This is a genomic window from Streptomyces sp. NPDC021093 (assembly GCF_044333135.1).
In the GTDB taxonomy this organism is placed as follows: Bacteria; Actinomycetota; Actinomycetes; order Streptomycetales; family Streptomycetaceae; genus Streptomyces.
Window position 1 is genome coordinate 406,336 of record NZ_JBIRQJ010000003.1, and the last position, 20,097, is coordinate 426,432.

The 20,097-nt window shown below is 70.9% G+C and carries 2 protein-coding genes; both read right to left on the reverse strand.

Translation table 11 applies throughout. The features are described 5' to 3' along the window. Positions 1-80: 80 nt before the first annotated feature. Positions 81-377 carry a hypothetical protein gene (locus ACH4SP_RS10630; RefSeq protein ID WP_398412781.1) on the reverse strand — a complete coding sequence of 99 codons (297 nt, stop codon included), beginning with the start codon at positions 375-377 and terminating at the stop codon, positions 81-83. Beyond that, positions 374-20,074, reverse strand: coding sequence for a hypothetical protein (locus ACH4SP_RS10635; protein WP_398412783.1), 19,701 nt, complete (start codon positions 20,072-20,074; stop codon positions 374-376). The genes ACH4SP_RS10630 and ACH4SP_RS10635 overlap by 4 nt, the downstream gene beginning before the upstream one ends. Between the last annotated feature and the right edge of the window lie 23 nt (positions 20,075-20,097).

The following is a 20,097-nucleotide window of genomic DNA, read 5'->3' on the forward strand; positions in this document are numbered from 1 at the left end:
ACGGCTGAAGCTGCTGCGCTGCACTGACCCTCCATCAACGGTGGTGCTGGGGTGTGACGTTGACCATAGCTTCTGCATGGTCATGCGGTGCTCTTGGGGTTGGTGGTACGGGAGGTGGTTCCGCCGGTGAGTATGTCGAGGGCGCGGTCGGAGAGGGCGGAAGCGGGCGCGGGGGCCGTGGCAGCCCCGGACGCCGGGTGTTCCTCGTCCTGCGCGTCCCGCGCCCCGAACCGTTCGACGGCGCGACTGGTCCGCTCCACCTCCCGCGTGGCGAGGCGCAGTTGCTCCCTGCGGAACAGGGTTTCCCGCTCGGCGAGGGCGACCCGTGCCACCAACTCCTCGGTGGAGACGACGGTCGGCCGGGAGGATGTGGTCACGAGCCCTCCCGCGCGTCGAGGGAACCGGAGCCCGGTCCGTCACGGTGGGAACTCGAACCCGGTCCGCCGTGCCGAGGGGCGGAGCTCCCCGTCGAACCACCGAAGCCCGTGCCCGCCAGGATGTCGGCGATCTCGGTGGCGCCCCGGCGCAGGGTCGGCGGGGCGAACTCCTGCTTCTGCGGGTCCTCCTGGCTCTCACGGCCCCTCTGTGCCTCCCGGTTCTTCTGGCCGTCCCGGTGGTTCCTGGCTCGCTTCGGGTCGCTGGGGCCTTCCCCGCCCCTGCCCTTCCTGGGTTCGTCACCATCGGAGTCGGAGTCGTCGGGCCTCCTGCCGCCGTCGCGGTACGTCTCGTACTCGAACCTCGCCCGCCAGCTCCCGAGGTGCCTCGTGGACCCAGGGATCTCGGGCGTGACGGGGATCTCCTGGATCTGTCCCGGGGGAACGGGCGTGACCGCCCCCGGGGCCACGGGCCGGACGGGGTTGCCCCACAGGTCCAAGTGGGGTGCCACCTCCTCCAGGACTTCCCAGGTGAGCAGCAGGCGGGAGTGGCTGCCGATACCGGGCGGCCTGATCAGCTGCTGTATGCCGTTCGGGGCGGTGACGTGGATGCTCACCTCCAGTGCCCTGGCGTACTGGGTCAGCAGGAAGACGGCAGCGGCGTCGAGGCCGAACTCGTTGCCGGGAACGCGGAATTCGGTGAACGGGGTCGATCTCACGCTCACCGAGCCCGTCGACGTCTTGACGTTCGGGTGGAGGGCGCCGGTGGACAGCCTGGTGAAGAACTCCTGGACCTGCATGCCCGTCGCGAGCGCACCCGTGGTCAGTTCCCGCAACCGCACCAGGTTCTTGAGGTCGTCGGCGCTCTGCCTCCTCGCGTCCACCAGGGCATAGAGGTTGTTCAGCATGGTGGTCAGGGCGTTCTCGCCGGCCGTGGCGTTGGGGAGGCTGGTCGCCTGGAGCGCGGCGAAGAGAGAGCCCTTCGGGGGCTGGAGCGTGCTCTTGGGTTGGTGTTGGTGGTCCTCGGCGAATCCGGGCAGGTACTCGTGGGCGAAGTACCTGAGGTGTCGCAGCAGCGTGTGCTCGTCGGAGCTGAGGGTGAGCGCCTCGGCGAACAGCGCGACCTGTGACGGGTCGAGACCGAACCACACGCCGTCCGTGTCGTTGAGGGGAAAGCCGTCGGGGAGGTCGTCGGGCACCTTCATGGCGATCGCCATCGTCACCGGCTGGCCGACTCCGAGATGCGGATTCCGGTGCGCCTCCGGGTACTTGACGACGTCGGGGGTGTTCTCCCACTCCTGCCTCCTGCGGAGCGTCGCCTCCTGGTGCTCCGCCTCCCTGGTGGCCCGGGTCGCCGGGTCCGGGACGTTGCTGTCCCAGTGCACCGGGCTCTTCGCATGGTGGACGGGCCACTGCACGTCGTGGGTGCCGACCTGCCGGAACGTACCGAGTTGCTGCTTCACGCTGTTGCTGAGGTTGGTCTCGGGAATCGCCACGAGGAGGGACCCGTTGTCGTGGTAGGCGGCCTTTGTCCAATTCTCCAGGAAGGCCGCGAAACTCACTCCCTTGCGGTTCCCCCGAATTTGCTTCTCGACCAGGTTCTGCGCTTTCCCGGCGAAGTCCGTGTGGAACATTCGGCTCAGCACGTTCGTGAGCTTCAGATGGCTCTGCGGCAGGCTGCCTGTTGCCATCAGTCCGCCCACCAGACGGGAGAGGTCGGTCTCGATCGAGGCGTTCTGGAACTCGGCGACGTATGCCGGTCCGCGCAGCGGCAGGACGCGATGGGCGGCGTCCATCTTCCGGAGGTTTTTCTGGTCGTTGGCGAACGTGACGGGATCCCGTGGATCCGCGGAATGCTCCCCGGTCTTCACGAGAGGGAGGCGCTGGGAAAGCTCCCAGGCCCCCAGCAGGTTCAGGGATTCTCCGAGGCCACGGAATTCCGACGTGCCCTCGCTGAATTGAATCGGGAATGCCAGACCGGTCACCAGGAGCGTGGCGGCAGCGTCCACGAAGAGGTTCGGCTCCGGGGAGTAGGGGAGTAGCGGGTGGGTCATCGCCAGTCTGTCGCGGGTCCGCATGTCGTGCTCGATGGCAGCCCGGCCGGCGCCCACGAGGTAGGCGGCGGCAAGCTCGTCCAGGGCGGCTTCCTCGCCGAACGTCCGGTTGAGCCAGGCCCCCTTCCTCCTGAGCAGCGTTTCGAGGGGCCTGCCCGCCCCCGCCCACCGTTCGGCAGCGGGCCTCGCGAGCAGATGGCCGAGCTGTGCCTGGTCCCTGCTCCGCTGTTCGTTCACCGACGCGACCCTGGGGGCGAGAATGGCTTCGGCGCTCTGTTCGTCCGCTGTCTTGTGCGCCCCCGGATTCCGCTTGCTGAGGGCCAGGAAGAGGTTCTTCTGATCGTCCTTGAGGTTTCCCGCAACCTTCTTCAGCAGGGTTTTCCGGTCGCTTCGATCCGTGGGCGACAGGGTTCCGGGCGCAGATTCCAGAAGTCTGAGAAGGCTCGCTTCATCGATCTCCTTCTGCACGTCGTCACCCCATTTCTTCTTCAGTTCCTTGTCGAAGTTCTTCCGTGTTTCGGCCCGTGCGCCCTCCATTGCCATGAGGTCGCCCGGAGTGGGCAGCCGATATCCACCGGACATCATCAAGGGGCGGAAGTGCGCCGGGTCTTGGCCGAGAGGGCCATCGGTGAGACGCGATTCGAAGTAGTTGAAGATGTGCTTTCCGCGCGGAGTGATGTGCGGGTACTGGTCGAAGTCCATGAAGGAGAGGTACGGGTGCTTCTCCGAGGCCATCATGGTGCGTATCACCTGGCGGTTGGCCTCGCTGGTCAGTACGGCGTTGCGGGCCTTGCCGTACTGGAACCCCTGGGTCTTCTGCTGCCCGATGACGGTGGGAACCAGTGCCAGCGGGAAGGCGAACTGAGCGTGTTGCGCAGCTGCCGTGATGGCGGTGTGGATCCTCAGATACTCCTGCCGGACGGCCTCGGCGGCCTGTTCGGCGTCCCGGATGGCCTTCCGCTGCTGTCGAGGGGTCATCGGCACCGGTGGCAGCTGCGGGTTGGTGGGCCGCGTCTGGACGGTGCTGTTGACGCCCACCACCACGGCGACCCGCCCGTGGAAACCGGTCAGGTCCTTGGTGACCGAGTCCAGGAACGCCTGCAACTTGCCCGGATTCTCCGCCAGTTCCCTGGCACTGACCATGGAGTTGACGACGTAGGAGATCGGGTGCTTCTCGTCGACGCTCCTGGTGACCCAGTTGAGGTATTCGTTGCCGGACAGCAAGGGGTTGCCGGACGGGGTCCGATCGGTGCTCAGCAGGTCCTGGAACGCCTGGTTGACGTAGGTCTGCTCGTGCGGATTCGTGACGGGGGTGGGTGCGGCCCACGGGCGGTCCGGCCGGCTCGGCAGCGGGGTGTCGAGGTCCATCGTGGCGGAGCTCTGCGCGGCAGCCGCCTGCGGTGTTTGGGACTGGGCCTGAGCCTGGGACTGGGTCTGGACGGGGGCTGCGGACATCGGCGTGTCCGTGTCCATTGCCATGTCCATGTCGGTGTCCAGGTCCATCAGGTTCGAGGAGCCGCCGGGTGCCTGGGAGCCGCCGCGCAGACCACCGCGCTGTCTGCCGGAGGCTCTGTCCGCGGCCCTGTTGGCGAACTCGACGAGCTTGGCCATGGCGTCCGGGAGGATGTTGCGGGCGCGCAAAGCGGCTTCCGAGCGGGTCAGTTCACCGCGTGCGTCGGTGAGCTGCCGGTCGGCGGACTGCTGCGCGACGGTAGGTCCCCGTGAGGAACCCTGTCCCGACGGCGGCGTGACCCGCGTGACCTGCTGCTGCGCCACGGCGACGGCGACGAGCGCGCTCTGGTAGTCGGACCAGGCCCGGATTCTGGCCTCGGCCTCCGTGCCGGTGGTGTCTCCCACCACGAGCCGGTGCACGGCGTTCATACGGTCGTCCTCGGCGGTCACCAGGCGGGGCGGGGCGGCTGCCCGGCGCTCGGCCTCGCGCGTCTGTGCGGCCAGGCGCTGTTCGGCGGCCCGCGCGGCCTTCTCCGCCCGGTCATGGTGTTCGGCCCGGCGTGCGGCTTCTTCGGCCTGGCGCTGTTGAGCCGCCTCCTCGGCCCGGCGGGCCTCGCCTGCGGCTACCGTCGACTGTTCGGCCTGGCGCCGAAGCGCTGCCTGCTCGGCCCTCTGCCGGAGTTCGGCCGCGGCGGCACGTTCGGCACGGGCGGCCTGATCGACCTCGTCGGCGAGGCGTTGCTGCTCAGCCTGCTGGGCCTGTTCCGCCAGATGCTGCTGCTCGGCCTCTTCGGTCTGTTCGGCGAGGCGTTGCTGCTCGGCCTGGCGCTTGGCCTCGTCGGCGAGGCGTTGTTGCTCGGCATGGTGCTCGGCTTCCTCGGCCTGGCGCTGCTGCTGGGCCTCTTCGGTCTGTTCGGCGAGGCGTTGCTGCTCAGCCTGCTGGGCCTGTTCCGCCAGACGCTGCTGCTCGGCCTGTTCGGCCAGGCGCTGCTGCTGGGCCTGTTCGGCCAGGCGCTGCTGCTCCGCCTGTTCCGCCCCGCGCTGCCGCTCCAGTTCCGCTGCCAGGCGCCGCTGTTCGGCCTGTGCGGCTTCTTCTTCGAGGCGTTGGGCCAGTGCCTGACGTGCCGCCGCCTCAGCCCGTTCGGCCTCGCGCAACAGTCGTTCGGACTCCTGCTGGTGCAGCAGGGCCGCCTCCGCCTCGGCCCGCAGTTCCTCCGGCGACCGGTGGTCGTCGCCGTCCTGGGTGGTGTCGGCCTGCTCGTTCGTGGCCTCGGCCTGGGTGGGCGTGTGGAGGGTCGGTACGACGCCGGCCGAGGTCAACAGGTTGAGCTCGACGGGCCGGTTGAGGAACTGCGCCACCTGATCCGCGAAGAGGCGCTCGCGCTCCCGCGCGGTGTCCTCGTCCGGGGTCCCGGTCCTGGCGGGCGCTCCGTCGCGCACGTCGAGCCACAGTTCCGCACCCGGCACGTTCGGTTCGGCCGTCGAGATGTGGTGCGCCAGGTCCTGCGCCAGTTCGTTCCGGGGGCGCTCGGTGTGCGACGGCTGGTCCAAGAGCCATCTCGTGACGTCGAAGACGTGATCGGTGACCCGGAACGGCAGCACGCCGAGACCCAGCAGGTCGCGTTCCTGCACCCGTATCAGGGCGGATCCCCGCACGTGGCGCACCTCGCCCGACGGGCCCGACACCGTGATCAGCGTGGTGGCCGTCGCCAGGTGCGTCTGCCAGGTGCGTGCGCCGGCCGGTTGCGACGTGACCCCCTGCCGCTTCCAGTCGCGAGTGGTGGCCGTGTGTGCGTCGGCGGAACCGGGCTGCTGGGTCTGGGTCTGGAGGAGCGGCACGTTCGGGCCGAACGAGGCGGTCTTCGACTCGTTCAGGTCGTACTTGGTCTGGAGGGTGAGGGCGGTCGCGCTCGACCGGGCCGCCGACGAAGTGCCCGAGGTGGCCTGGATGAGCACCCGGTCCATCGCCAGAGCGCCGGTGGGGGAGAGCAACGAGGGGTTGTGGAGCTGGACGGACACGGACACGGGCCCCAGGGCCGCGGAGTGCGTCGACAGGGTGCCGTCGAAGAGCGCGGCCAGAGCGACCTCGCTGAGCCGCGTCGCGTCGAGCGCCCCGAGCGCGGTGGCCCGGGCGAGTTCGGTGAACTGCACCGCTGCCCGGTCCCCCGCCTCCGTGCCGTCCGTGCCGTCCGTGCGGACGTCGGCGTCCGCACGCGGCGGCACCACGCCCCGCGCCACGAGCTCCGGCGCCACCTCGGCCAACGCTGTGCGCAGCTGGTCGAGCCCGGTGAACCGGTGCACCGTCACCGGCCCGGACACGATCATCGACCGTGGCAGCCCGGCCGGCCGCTCGCGCGTCGGCTCCAGCGCCGGAGCCAGCCGCGACTCGGCCTCGTGCACGTCCGTGCCGGTCAGCCGGAGATCCACCCGCACCGGCACCGAGCCCCGGCCCGTCTCCGGGTCGGCCCGGTCCGCCCACTGCCGCAGCGAGTCGAGCCCGGTGAGGTGCAGCAGCGACCGGCCCAGCAGGGACGGCAGCTCACTCGGTGAGAAGGGGAGCGTGTGGGTACGGACCTCCACGTGGTAGTCGTATTCGGCCGTGTATTCGACCGCGTTGTCCGTGCGCAGCCAGTAGCGCTGGTCGCTGGACGTACCCGAAGCGGTGCTCACCGCACGCGTCGAGCTGTGCATCGCCTTCGGGGTCGTCACATCGGTGTGCGCGCCGACCATCTGGCGTTCGTAACTGGTGCCGATGGTGGCGTTGACGCTGTGCTGCACCGAATTCGACGCGGAGACCTGGGTGTTTCCCGGCGAGTGGGCGAAGACGTTCTCCTGCCCCGACCCTCCGGTCGCCTCCTTGCCCCTGAGCTGTGCCAGGTCGGTGAAGGGGCTCGCGTGGACCGACAACTCCACCAGCTTGACCGTTCCGTTCCGCACGTGAACGAACTGGTGGCGGATCGGATCGTCCTGCCCCCGCGAGGGGAGCGCCCGCATGCCTGCCGTCGAGCTCAGCCCGTGGATGCGCTCGCGCGCGCCGGGGCTGAACGAGTCGCCGGGCGTCAGCAGACCGGGCGCCGCCCGCTCCACCAGGTCGCTCATGAGCGAGCCGAACCGGTCGCGTACGGCCGTGTCGGGTACCCGCTCGCGGGCGTCGCCGTTCGTCGGGTGGCCTTCCGGACGGGCGCTCAGCGGCACGGCGTTGAGCACCGCGCCCACCCCGAAGCCGCGCCCGTCCCGCAGTGACTCCGGGAAGGCCCGGGTCGTCGGCGGGAGGGGGGCCGGGATCTCCAGTCCCTCGATGCCGTCGGCGAAGAACTCGTTGTTCCGCCTCAACTGGTCCGGTGTGGTGAGGTACTGAAGGCCGCCGGGCACCTGGACCGTCACCCGGAACTCCCGCGGGGCGAGCCCTGCCAGGTTCTGCAGTGCCTCAGGGGCGGCGTTCAGGAAGAGGTTGCGGTGACCGCTGCGGATGGTCACCACGAAGGTCGCGTCCGACTCCAGCCGGCGCAGCGGCATCGACTCGGCGGGCGTCCGCGTGACGGTGGTGCTCGTCGTCAGGCCAGTGGTCCGGTCCTGGCGCGAGGTGTACGAGTAGCCCCCCGACGGCTGGATGCGCGGGAACTTCGCCAGCGTCGTGGTGAGGCCGCCGCTGTGTTCGTCGGCGTCGCCCACGGTGCGCTGGAAGGCGCGCGAACGGGAGGTGTTGGTCCCGGTCTCGATGTACTGGGCGTTGATGTCTGCGCCGGTCAGCGTACGGACCGGACCCGCGTACGCCTGGATCTGTACGGAGTACTCGGTGTCGGCCGTCATGCCGGGCAGCACCAGGCCCTCGATGACGTAACTTCCCTTGAACAACTGGTGTGCGCGCGCCGCGAGTTGGGTCGAGTTCAGCGCCGTGTGCAGTTGCTCGGTCAGCGGGGTGCCCCGGTCGCCGACCTGCCCGCCGAAGGTGGCGCGGGCGAGCCGGTTCCAGGAGGAGGTGCCCGTGGCGGGGGCGGTGCCGGGAGAGGGCGTGGCGGAGCGGCCGTTCGCCTCGGGCCCCCCGTTCTCGTCCGTGGCGAGGAGCTGGCGGAATCCGGCGGTGACGGCCTGACGCAGTTGCTTCGCACCCCGTACGAGGTCCACGAAAGCGTCGTCGGGAAGCCGCGAGGTGCCAGGACCGAAGGCCAGCGAGTCCGCGTCGTCCTGCGAGGTCTCCCTGATCACGGGGTGCGCCACCGGAGCGTTCTGCGGGCCCGTGGGGAGGGTCCGCTCCGACGGCACGGCCAGCAGTACGCGGCCCGCGGGCGTCGGCTCCATGGCGATCGTCGTCGAGTCCGGCGGAGCCGGCGAAGGGGCCGAGCGGTAGGACCTGACCGGGAGCTCGCCCGTGCCTTCGTACAGCGAGAGCGTGTAGTCCGTGGGGATGGAGAAGACCTCGGTCGGGCCGTTCCTGGTCAGGACCAGCTGGTCGTGGCCGAGCCCGTTGCCACTGGTCACGGTGGCGCCCCAGCGGTTGAACGTCCGGGTGAACTGGTAGTTGCCCGCGACCGTGGCGCTGGGGGCGACCCCGGTCGAGGGCGCGCCGGGCGTGCGGGAGAGCGTGGGGCCCGACAGGGAAGGGCCGCCGCCCAGGCTCGCGGCCGTGGTCGCCGCCCGCTGCTCGGTGCCGGGCAGTGACAGCGCCACCATGTTGATGGTCTCGACGTCCGCGAGGGACCGCTCGTGGGTCGAGTGGTCACCTTCGCGCCGCAGCGCCGACAGTGCCAGCTCCACCCGGCGCTCGCCCCTGGTCAGGCCCCCGGGCAGGGTGAGCCAGGTGCGGTGCGCGTCGCCCGCCATGTCGTCGAGCGCCGCCCGCAGCCCGAGCTGCGACCGCTTCTGCTCGAACAGCCGCAGGTTGGCGAGCTGCGCCGCGCGCGTCGCCTCGTCCGGACGGCTGAGCAGGTCGGACGTCAACAGCCGCGCCCTGTCCAGCAGTTGGCCGAGAGTCCGGGGCCCGTCGGAGGAGAGGTGGTGGGCGGGCGGCAGGAAGCCCTCCTGGCGCAGCCACTGCTCGGCCCGGTCGAAGAGGTGATCCGTACCGTCGACGCGCAGCGGGGTGGCCGACACCCCGACGCCGTGGAGCCGGTCCAGCTCGGGCGGGGGGCGCCGGGAGCCCGATGCGGGGGACACGGCCCGGTCCTGCGGCAGCATCCGCAGCCGCAGCGACGTGTCCCCCGGCAGGGGGAAGGGCCGGCTCTGCCCGTGCCGGTCGATGAGGTGCACGGTGTACGAGGCGAGGTAGGGCACGGTCTGGTGCGCCCTGACGGTGCGCAGCGTGTGGTTGACCATGGCGGAGCCGCCCGAACCGTGTCCGTGGGTCCAGGCGCGCTTCGCGCCACCCTTGCCGCCGAAGCCGAGTCCGGCACCCGCCACCGCGCTCGAAACCTTGCTCCAGAGGGTGGAGTTGATCAGGAAGGAAGGGTTCACGGCCACGTCGAGGCCGAGCCCCGAGGTGACCTTCAGCTGGGTGTCCAGCTTCACCGTACGGGTGAGATGGCTTTCCAGGAAGAAGTCGCCCGAGAGCGAGGAGCGGGTGCCGTTCGGGTCCGGTCGCAGGTCGGCGGTGAGGCGCAGCACGCCCATGACTTCGCCGCCCGGGGTGTAGAGGCGCGGGCTGTACTGGCCGCCGCGGCCGCCGTCCACGAGGCGTCGGCCGCCGGGGGTTCCCGTGCCGTCGGTGTGCCCGGCCCGAGGCTCGTACGCCGGTGCCTGGTGCAGCCGCTGGACCGGGAGCCCGCCCCGCAGGTTGGCCTCGCCGAACAGGGTGGCGACCTCGGCACGCGACTGGTCGGAGAGCGTCTCCAGGAAGTCGCGGAGGGTCGGGACCGCTTCCGCGTGGCGGCTCACGAACCCCGGGTCCCGCAGGGAGTCCACGGCCCACAGCGGTAGGTCGTCGAGGTCGGCGTGCGGCGCCGGCACGACGGTTTCCTGCGCCTGCGCTTCTTGGATCTGCGCTTCTTGGGACTGTGTTTCGTGGGTCTGCTCGGCGGTTTCGGACACGGTCGCCACCCGGTCGGGGAACTGCACGACGAGCGATGAGCGCACAGGCGTCTGCCGCTGGTCAGGGCCGGGCCGCGTCGAGTCCTGGCCCACCTGCCACACGGCCGTGAACTCGACCGGGTGCGAAGGGGTGTTGTTGCGCATCGCCTGCGTCTGGGCGACGCTCTCGGCGGTGGTGGCGCTGAAGGCCCGCTGGTTGTGCGTCACCGTCAGGGCGGGACTGATGGCGGTGCCGGTGTAGAAGGGGGTGAGTGAGGTGAGGAGGTTGCCGGTCAGCGGGATCGGCAGCGTACGCGGATTGACCGACCCGGACGCCGAACTGTTGTCGAGGGAGCTGGTGGCCCGCTTCTCGATGCGCCGCTGGGGGTCCTCCGCGGCGTATGCCCCGTGGCGCGAGGACGTCCGGGGGTCGGAGAGCGCGAGCCGCAGGGTGATGCTGCGCGGTCCTGCGGACAGCGGCACGGTGAGCCGGTGCCCGTGCTCGCTGAGCAGGTACGGCATCCGCGAGTCCAGCGCGGAGGGCCCCAGCTCGCGCTCCAGCGTCTCCCGTACGGTCTGCCCGTCCGCCTCGTCCGGCCCGGTGCCCAGCGCCGCCATGACGCTCTGCTGCAACCCGGTCATGGTGGCCGGGGAAAGCGGCTCGAAGTGCTCCATGCCGACGCCGGGGAAGTTCGCGGTGCCGAAGCTCCGTACGTACTCCGACAGCGGCCTGCTCCAGCCGGGCGGTGCCGAACTGGTCGGCCGGTCGTCCGAGTCGGCGTCCGATCCCGCGAGGCGCGGAACCCCGGAGCCGGGCACGTTCGTGGACACCGTGTGCAGCGGGATCACCGCATGTTGGCTGACCTGCTCGATCGTACGGAGATAGTCCTGTGGCAGCGTACGCAGCGACTCCTCGTCGGTACGCACCATCAGACCCTCCTGCCGCACCCCGGAAGCGTCGGGGGCGCGCCGGAACAGGTGCCGGGTGTCGGGTCCGGTCCTGGGCTTCGTCTCGGAGTACTCGTCCGCGAGGCCCAGGTAGTGCAGGATCTCGTGGGTGAGCACGGCATCGCTGTGCCCGACGTCCCAGGTGCGCTGGTCGGCGCGCGGCGGCGTGCCGTCCGACCGGGACAGCGTTACCGCCTCGCTGTGTGCGGACGACTCCAGGAACTCGGCCGTCACGTGCAGCTGGTCGCCCGAATCCGGCAGCCGGTAACCGGTGTTGACGTACGTGTCCAACGTGGACCGCACCCGGGCGTGCAGCGCGGCCAGGTCCACCCGGGTCAGCCCGTCGGCGAGCCTGAACGGGAGGGTCACGTAGAACTGCCGGACCGTCCGCCCGTCGTCCGTCCGCACCCGCCGGACGTGATTGCGGATCAGCGTCATGGAACCGTCGAGCCGTCCCCCGGCACGCCGCGACTGCACCAGCTTCGGGTCGAAGCGCTCCGTGTGCACGGCGGCGGTCGTTGTCGCGCGGAAGGCCGCCACCTCGTGCGGCAGTACCGGATTCTCCGCCCGTCCGCCCGCCGTGCGCGAGCCGGTCGTGCCGGGCGCGGGCACCGAGTCGCCCGGAGCCCGAGGAGCCCTCGGCGCAGGCCACTCGGGAGTCAGCGAGGCCAGTGACTGGGCGGTCGGGTCGGCGGGCGGCGGCACCGGGAGGCCGGGGACCTGAGCGCCGTCGGCGCGGTGCGCCTCGGCGACCCTGCGGCCGAGGGTGAGCAGCTCCACGTTGGCCGCGATGTGGTGGTCGTTCGCCCTGTCGCGGTTCTGCCGCGCCTCGTGCCACTGGAGGTCCAGCCGGGCGGCGGCCTCCTCGCGCACCCGAAGCTCCAGCAAGGTCCGTGCGTCGTTCCTGGTCCGTTCGGCCGTGCGCAGATTCTCGTACGCCCTGACGTCCCGCTCCAGCGGGTCCCGCGCGTCGAGCAGCATGGACTCGCGCCGGGTCAGCGACTCGACCCGGTCGGGGCCCGCCGTGGCGAGCCGGTCGCGGGTGGACTCCAGCATGCGGGTGGCGCTCGCGAGGGCGGCGCGTGCGTCGGTCTCGGTCCGGTCGAGGCCGGCCACCAGGGTGCTCTGCTCGGTGTGCGCCAGCTGTGCCCCGAGCAGGTCGCTCTCGGCGGCGGTACGGAGGTCGGTGGCCCGCCGGAGCGCCGCGTCCGGTTCGGGGCCCGGGGTGCGGGGGCCGTGCTCGGCCTCGAAGAGGCGCAACTGCTGCCGTGCGGCGTCGAGTTGGGCCTGTGCGCCGTCGACGTCGGGGAACACGGAGCTGTCCGGGCGCAGGGTCCAGACGCGGGTTCCGTCCCCGTCGCGCAGCGCGAGCTCCACCGTCAGACCGCTCGCCCCGGCCACGGACTGTGCCCGGTAGAGCGCCATGACGCGCTCCTGGGGGGTGGGGGTCGTCCCCAGGTCCAGCCACAGCTGCGGGACGGCCCCCGTCGGCAGTCCGCCGACGGAGGGGGTTGCGGTGATCAGGCCGGCGAGAGCGGAGGGGGTGAGGTTCCGGGCGTCCGGGGCGGACAGGTCCCACACCCCGTCGCCCCGGTCCGCCTCGGGGAGCACTCCGAGGCCCAGCAGGTCGCGCTCGGGCAGCCGCAGCACCGCGGTGCCCGTCGCGTACCGCACCTCGCCTGTCGGGCCGGTCACCGTGGTGACGGTGTCGACCTCTACCTCGTACGTACGCAGCCCCGTGCCGGCCTCGGGCGCGCCCGGGGTGCCGGTCTTCTCCCAGTGCCGGGCGAGCGCGGACACCCCGCCGCCCTGGCCGCCCGGGGTGGACTGGTGCGAGAGGACGGGCGCCGAACCGCCGAAGGTGAAGGCGCCCTTCGCATCCGGGGTTCCGGACACGCCCAGGGTGAAGGCGCCGCTGCGGGACGTCGAGGAGCCGGAGGTCGTACTGAAGCCCGTCACCCGCACCCGGTCGACCGCCACGCCCCTGGTGTCGGAGATCGGCCGGGGGCGGAACACCTCGGTGGACAGGGTGACTTGGGGGTGGGTCGAGGTTCCGGTGAGGGCGCCGCCCGCACCGGCCGCCGCGCGCACCGGGTCCACGGTGATGCTGCCGCCGTGCAGCAGCTCGGTCAGCCTGACCGCCGCGCCGTCGGTGGAAGTGCCGGACGTGAGGCCCTTCTCGGCGAGAGCGGGGGCCAACTCCTCGATGACGGTGAGCAGTTCCTGCTGATTGCTGAGTGCGTACGCGACCTCGTTGCCGGTCGGTCGCAGCGGCGTCTCCGCGTTGAGGGGGCGCGAGGTCCGCGGGTCCTGCTCGCTCACCCCGTACGTCAGGTCGTCACGCCCGGCCAAGGACGCCTGAGCCTGCTCGGGGTCACCGGCGAACCGCAGGGTGACCCGCCCGTCGACGGGCTCCGCCAGCCGGTGCACGGTGTCGTCGCCGTCGAAGCGCAGCTCGGCGTCGAAGAGGTACCCGAGGGTGAACTCGTTGCCGCCCTCGGTGCGTTGCCACACCCGGTCCTCGGCGGTACGGCTCGTACTCACACTGTCGGTGCGGGTCGTCGAGCCGCTCACGGAGGGGGCGACGGCCAGCTTGCGGGAGGACTCGCCCGACGTCGGCACGGTGAGCGTGCCCGGCACGGTGAAGCCCCAGCGGGTGGTGCGGCTCGTGGACTCGGTGACGTTCGCGGGGGAGTGCGCGGAGAAGTTCTCCACCGCCGCACCCGGTCCCGACCTGCGGCCACGCACGTACGAGAGTTCGGCCGGGTTCCAGGCGGGCCGGCCGTGCACCGACACGGTGATGTTCCGCGTGGTCAGTCCGGCCAGGCCGCCCGTGTACGGGAAGGTGAAGGTCAGCCGCCCGTCGCTGCCACGGCCCGGCAGCGCGCCGAGAGCGGCGGGCGAGGTGTAGTCGGCGATGCGCTGGCGCAGCCCCGGCACGTAGTCGCGGTGGCCGGGGGTGAGACTGCCCGGCGCGTGCTCGGTCACCAGGGCGGTGAGCCGCTCGCGCAGGAGATCGGGCCGCCGAGGGTCTTCGTTGGCGGTGGGCGGGGTCTGGACGGGCTCCTGCTGGACGGGCGCGGGCGAGGACGGGGCCGTCGTGTCCTGCCCTGTCGTGGCCGGCGCCGGAGCTGTCGCGGTCGGCTGCGGCGCGGTGGCCGGGTTCACCGGCGTGGGCAGCGGTGTTGCCAGTGGGGTGGCCTCCAGCACCGCCGCCAGTCCGAGCGCACCGTGCTGGACGAAGCGGTACGGCAGCCGGACGTCGGTGGGGCGCGTCGTGTCGGTGTCGGCTCCCGCGATGTACCCCAGCATCGTTCCGCTGCGCCGCAGTTGGTCGGCGGTGGCGAGGAACGTGATGCCGCCCTCCACATGCACCGTACGGGTCACGGAGTCCGCGCTCCGGTTCCCCGGGGAGGGCCGCCGGTGCCCCCGGTGGACGGTCACCTCGTAGGTGATGTCCGCACTGATCCGGTGCTGCTCGCCGCTCTCGGACGGCACCCGCGTCATGCTCGTCGTCGCGGACGTCGTCGCCGAGCTGCTGCTTCCCCGCCCGTAGACGCCCTTGGCGCCCGCGCCGCCCGTGGCGGGTGGCGCAGACTTGGGCGCGGCCGGATCGGTGGACGCGGGCTGCGCGGCGGCGGCCTCGACCTCGGCCCGGCTCTTGCCGTACTTCATGGTGATGCCGGGGCCGCCCTCGTGCGAGGTGGCCTCGGTGACCTGGTGGGAGGCGCTGTCGGTGGCGCCCAGGTCCGTCTCGCCGTACTGCCGTACCGTGCCCAGGCTCTGCGGATTGGTGAGCACGGCCCGCACCTCGACCACCAGGTCGGTGCCCGCCAGCACCCCCGGCACGAACAGGTCGTCGATGACGAACTGCCCCTTCACCATCTGGTGCGCCCGCGACATCAGGGCGGCCGGGGCCAACTGCGCGTGCAGCGCCTCGTGCAGCAGCAGCCCCTGGTCGGAGCGGTCGCCGCCGGACACGGTCTGCTGGACCACCGTGCCCAGGTGGATGACGGAGTCGACGACGGACTTCGCGGTGTCCGCGGCGGCCGTCCACCAACTCGACGACGCGGGGGCTGTGGCGGTGCCTTCCGGGCGGGGTGCGGTGGTCGGCAGGCCCTGACCGACGGCGCTGGTGGTGGCCCGGTTGTCCAGCGCGATGTCGTCCCTGTTCATGCCCGGGAACGTGTTCATGCCCGGGAACGAGCCCGGCATGGACGACGACGGCTGCGGTACGGAGTTCTGGTGCGGTGCGGAGTCCTGGTCGGAGGCCGGGGGTGCGGAGAGCTCCGACAGGATCGAGTCGACCGCCTCGTACAGCGTCCTACTGCCCCGGATGACGTCGACGAGGGAGCTGTCGGGCAGCAGGAAGGTCTCGTTGGCGGCGGGCAGCGGGGTGCCGGCGGGCTGGAGCTGGGCGGGTCCGTACGCGTACGGACCCTCGGGCGTCCCGGTGCGCTTCTCCGGTACGGCGAGGTCGACGAAGACCTCCTGACCGTGCGAGGTGAACGAGGTGTCGGCCCCGTTGGTGGTGGCGGCCCCGTTGGCGGTGCCGGTGACGCTGGCGTGGCCTGTGACGCTGGTGATCTCCACGCCGAACACGGCCGGGATCCGGAAGACCTCGGTCGTCTGATTGGTCGTCAGGACGAACTGCGAGTGCGCGACCGACGCGCCGACCGTCGACGTCTCCGTCGACTGCCGGGCGCCCTTGTAGTCGGCGGTGAAGCTGCCCCGGAGATTGCCGGGCGCGAGTCCCGTGACCTCGCCGCCCGCCTGGAAGGCGTAGGTGGTGCCGGACGACTGCTGACTCGTGCCGGGCACGGACATCCCGCTGGAGTTGGGCAGGTGGACGTCGTTCAGCGTGGTGCGGTGGTCGACGGCCGAGGAGGTGTCGCGGTCCAGGGTGAAGCGCAGCCGGGCGCGCTCCACGCCGCCGCCGGGTCCTGGCTTGCCGAAGTGCAGGGTGAGACCGCCGTCGACCAGCTCGTCCATGGTGCCGAGGAGCCCGTTCTGGGAGCCGAGCAGGGAGAGCTTGCGCAGGTTCTCCAGCCGGGCCTTGACCAGGGACTGGTCCATGAGCGGGCTGCCCTGCTCGCCCCGCTTCGGCAGATAGCCGTTCTCCTGGAGCCAGGCGCGTGCTTGGTCGAGCACCGGACCGGCGCCCGCGCCGTGCACCCGCAGCGGGGTGGTGGACAGCCCGATGCCGTCCAGCTGCGCCACCTCGCGGGGCGGCTGCTTCCGCGCGCCCGCCGCGGGTGTGGTGCCCTGTGCGGCCTCCGGGGTGAGGGTCCTGATCCGTACGGGCGTGGCGGGCGCGTCCCAGGACTGGCCCCGGGTCCCGTCCGACGCGATGAACTCCACGGTGTACGTCACGTTGGCCGGGGTCAGCACGTGCCCGCCGTTGGTGCGGATGTTGTGCGTCACGCTGTGCGTGGCACCCGCGCCCAGGCTCTGGTCCTTCTGGTGGCTGACGGTTCCCTTGGGCAGTACGGAGCCGCCCAGGTGGAAGTCCCGGAACGACTTGTCCGACTCGGCCGGCTTCGAGTTGAGGGCCACGCCGAGCCCGCCCTCGACGCCGTACGCACGGGACACCTTCGACAGGGAGTCGGACTTCAACTGCCGGTCGAGGAAGCGTTCCAGGCTGTACTTCGGACCGACCTTGATGTCCTGGCCCGCGCGGGGGGCCACCTGTGCGGTGACCTGGAACAGGCCGACGGCGTTGCCGCTCGCGTCCAGCAGGACCGGCGACCAGGTGCCGGTGGAGCCGCCGGGGTCGGTCGTGCTCCGTTGCAGGGGGAGGGCCCCGAGCAGGTACTCGCCGCCGAAGAACTTCTCCGCCGCTGCCAGCGACTCGGGCGAGAGCAGGCCGAGTTGTTCGTCGAACCGGGTCCGTACGTCGCGCAGCAGACTGCCGGGGTCGGACATCGAGTCCATGACCCACAGCGGCGAACCGTCCAGGCGGGTGTTGAACTCGGTGGAACTCAGGCCGGCGAAGACGTTACCGGTCTCCGTGCCGTAGCCGGGCGTGGCCAGGTGCTCGGGGAACCAGGCGGTCACCGTACCGAGTGAGGCGGTGCCGTCCGGGTTCGGGGCGAGCGGCGCGAACGGGGTGGCCGAAGCCTCCCGCACCCGGCCGAGCGCCGTGAAGTCGAAGGGGCTGGACGGCTCCGTACTGCGCAGCAGGCTGGTGGAGTTGACGGTGCCGCTCACGGTCGTCGACAGGCTTCGCTGCTGGTGGGTGAGCTGGAAGCTGAGCGTGGCGGGCAGACCGGTCAGCGGGCCCGCGCTCACGCCGATGGTGTGCGAGAACGGGTTGACGGAGACGGTACGGACGGCCGTGGTGGAGGCCGTCGACGTGCTGTCGAACGCGGCGGTCTGACGCTGCTCGTTGTTGTGCGGCGGCATGCGGTTGCCGGCGCCGAACTGTGCGGAAGGCCTGGGCCGGTCCAGCTGGAGCTGTACGTCGAGGGCGCGCGGAGTGCCGTCGACGTCCACGGTGACGCGGTGACCGTCCCTGCTGAGCAGCATCAGACGGTTGTCCTGGAGCGCCTGCGGGGACAGCAGCACGGCGAGCTGGTCACGGGCCCCGGCGCGCTGTGTCTCGGTGAGGGGGCCGGCGATCCGCTCCAGCTCGGTCAGCGTCCGCCCCTGGAGGGCCGTGGCCACCCGGTCAGGGATCGGGGCGAGATGGACACCGCTGACGCCTTCGCCGGTCTGCCGACCGAAGCTCCGCACCTCGGCGGAGAGCGGGGAATGCGGGGGCGGGGGAGGGGGAGGCGGCGGGGCGAAGTTGCTCGGGCCGGGACCGCCGTCGTTCTCGTTGGTGTTGGTGTCGAGGCTGCTCATGTCGACGATGTGCGACGGGGACAGCGGTGCTTGGCTGTTGGCCCAGGCGGGGACGTTGGCCGTGGATTCCGTGGATTCCGTGGACTGTGTGGATTGCGTGGACTGGGGCTGCGTGGTGTCGGCGGAGTCGTCGGACGGTGCGAGGCGGGACTCGGCGGATGAGGGGGCGGGCGCGGTCTCGTTCTGCGAGAGCGTCTGCGGTGCGGACTGATGCTCGGACTGCTGCTCCGGCGAGGGGTTCTTCCCGTGCTCCTGGCCCTGCTCCTGCTCCTGCTCCTGCCCCTGTTCCTGTTCCTGTTCCTGGGTAGTGGTGTCGTCGGTGGAGAGGGTCTGGAGCGGGGCGGGCGAGTCCTGCCCGGAGGACGTCTCGCCGGAGTTCTCCGTGGAGGTGGTGTCCGACGAGGTGGTGTCCGACGAGGTGGTGCTCGGCCCCGTTGTCGGGCTGCTGGAGTCCGTGGAGTTCGCCGAATTCGAGTTCGACGTCGAGTTCGAAGTTGAGCTTGAGGCCGCCGAGTTGGACGAACTCGAAGTGTTGGACGGTGTGTTGGAGCTCGAAGCCGCTGGTGCTGAGGAGGACGGCGCGCTCGCCGAGGTCGTCGAGGGCCCTGCGGCCCCCTGACCCGTGGGCGACGGCTGGCCGGCGAAGGGCTGGGCCGTGTTCGGCGCGTCCTCGTCCTGGGAGTCGGGGACGACCTTGCCGTCCTCGTCGCGGGAGGGCCCCGACACGTCGAGCAGCTCGTTGCCCTCGTCGTCGTACAACGGCCCTGATTGCGCAGGGGAGTTGCCTGACTCCGAGCCGTCCGCAGACTCGTTCGACTCGTTCGACTCGTTGGAGTGGAGCGACGAGGTGTCGGAACCGTTGTCGTCGCCATCCAGGGAGAGGTTGTCCGTGGAGGTGTTGTCGGACGAGAGCAGTGACGTGTTGCCGGACCCGCTGCCAGAGTCGGAGTCAGAGCCGGATCCCGACCCCGAACTCCCGCCATCACTGGCCGTGTTGGGGCCCGCACCGGCGCTCGTACCGGATCCCGCGCCCGTACCACTGCCCGCCCCGGCTCCCGCGGAGCCGCCCCCGCCCGAGAACTCCATCCCGCTGCCAGGCAGCTTCAGCCCTGCCTCCAGGACCGAGTTCCGCAGGTTGTTGCCGAGCTGCCCGCCCAGGCTCTCCATCCCGCTGCTGACGCGTCCTTCGACCATGCCCGAGCCGAAGGTCAGTCCTGAGGTCTTGAAGGAGTGCTCGTCGCTGAAGATCAGGTTGTACATGCCTTCGGAGACCGCCGCGTGCGCGCCCTCGAAGAGGCCCTTGCCGGTGTGATTGAGGCCCGCCCGGAGGATGTTGCTGCCGAGTACGTCGGCCGCGCCCTGGCCGAGCACCTTCCCCAGTGGGCCGTTCGCCACGTCGCCCAGCGGCTTGAGGGTGTTGCCCAGGGTCTTCGGGAAGTCCTTCTTCCCGGTGTTCTCCAGCAGTTCCCGCGCCCACTTGCGGCCGACGTCCCGGGCCTCGTTGCCGCCCAGGTGCTTCTTGAAGGACTCGCCCACCGAGTGGACGAACTTGTCACCCGCCTGCTTCGCGCCGGGGCCGAAGGTGCGGGGCAGGTGGTCCTTGAAGTTCTTCGCGATGTCGTCGCCGAAGGTCTTCGGCGGCTTGGGACCGACGCCCTTCGGCCCCTTCGGGCCCTGTACCGGCGGCGGCGGAAAGGCGTCGTCGATCTTCTTGCCGAGGTTCTTGCCGCCGTCCTTGCCGAACAGGTTGGCGAGGCCCTTGCCGAACTTGTTGCCCAGGAACTGGAACGGCCCGGCCAGCAGGCCCTGGACCATCCCGGACAGGGCCGCGTTCTTGGTGAGGGAACCGTCGTACTCGTCCCTGCTGCCCTGGTTGAGCTGCGACCACTGGACGAGGAGGTCCATGGCGACGCCCATGCCCACGTTGATCACCTGGTGCATGAGCAGCGTCAGGACCATCCGCCCGAGCCACGAGCGGATCAGGAACCGTGTGATCGCCATCTTCGCCAGGTACGCCTGGATCGACGCCCCGAAGAAGAACGACAGTGCCGCCGCGACGATCGCCTCGACCAGCAGCTCCACCAGCTGGGCGATGATCATGTACTTGGTGTACTGGAGCTGGGTGGCGCCCTTGCGGGTGTAATCGCCGAGCAGTTTGGCCTGGTCGGCGACCGCGTCGAAGTAGCTGAGCCCCTCCTCGCCGATGAAGCTCTTCATCGCCGCCTGGTACATCTGGGCGGCGTCCCCGTCGAAACTCTGCCTGGTGAAGCCGAGGGCTTCGGAAATCTGCTGCTTGAGGTCGTTCGACAGCTTGCCGTGCAGGTCCTTGTGGACCTCGGCAAGCGCGAACAGCTTGTCCTCGTCGCCGTTCGGCGGCTTCTCTCCGGTCAACGCCATGAACAGCCAGGCACATTCGGGTG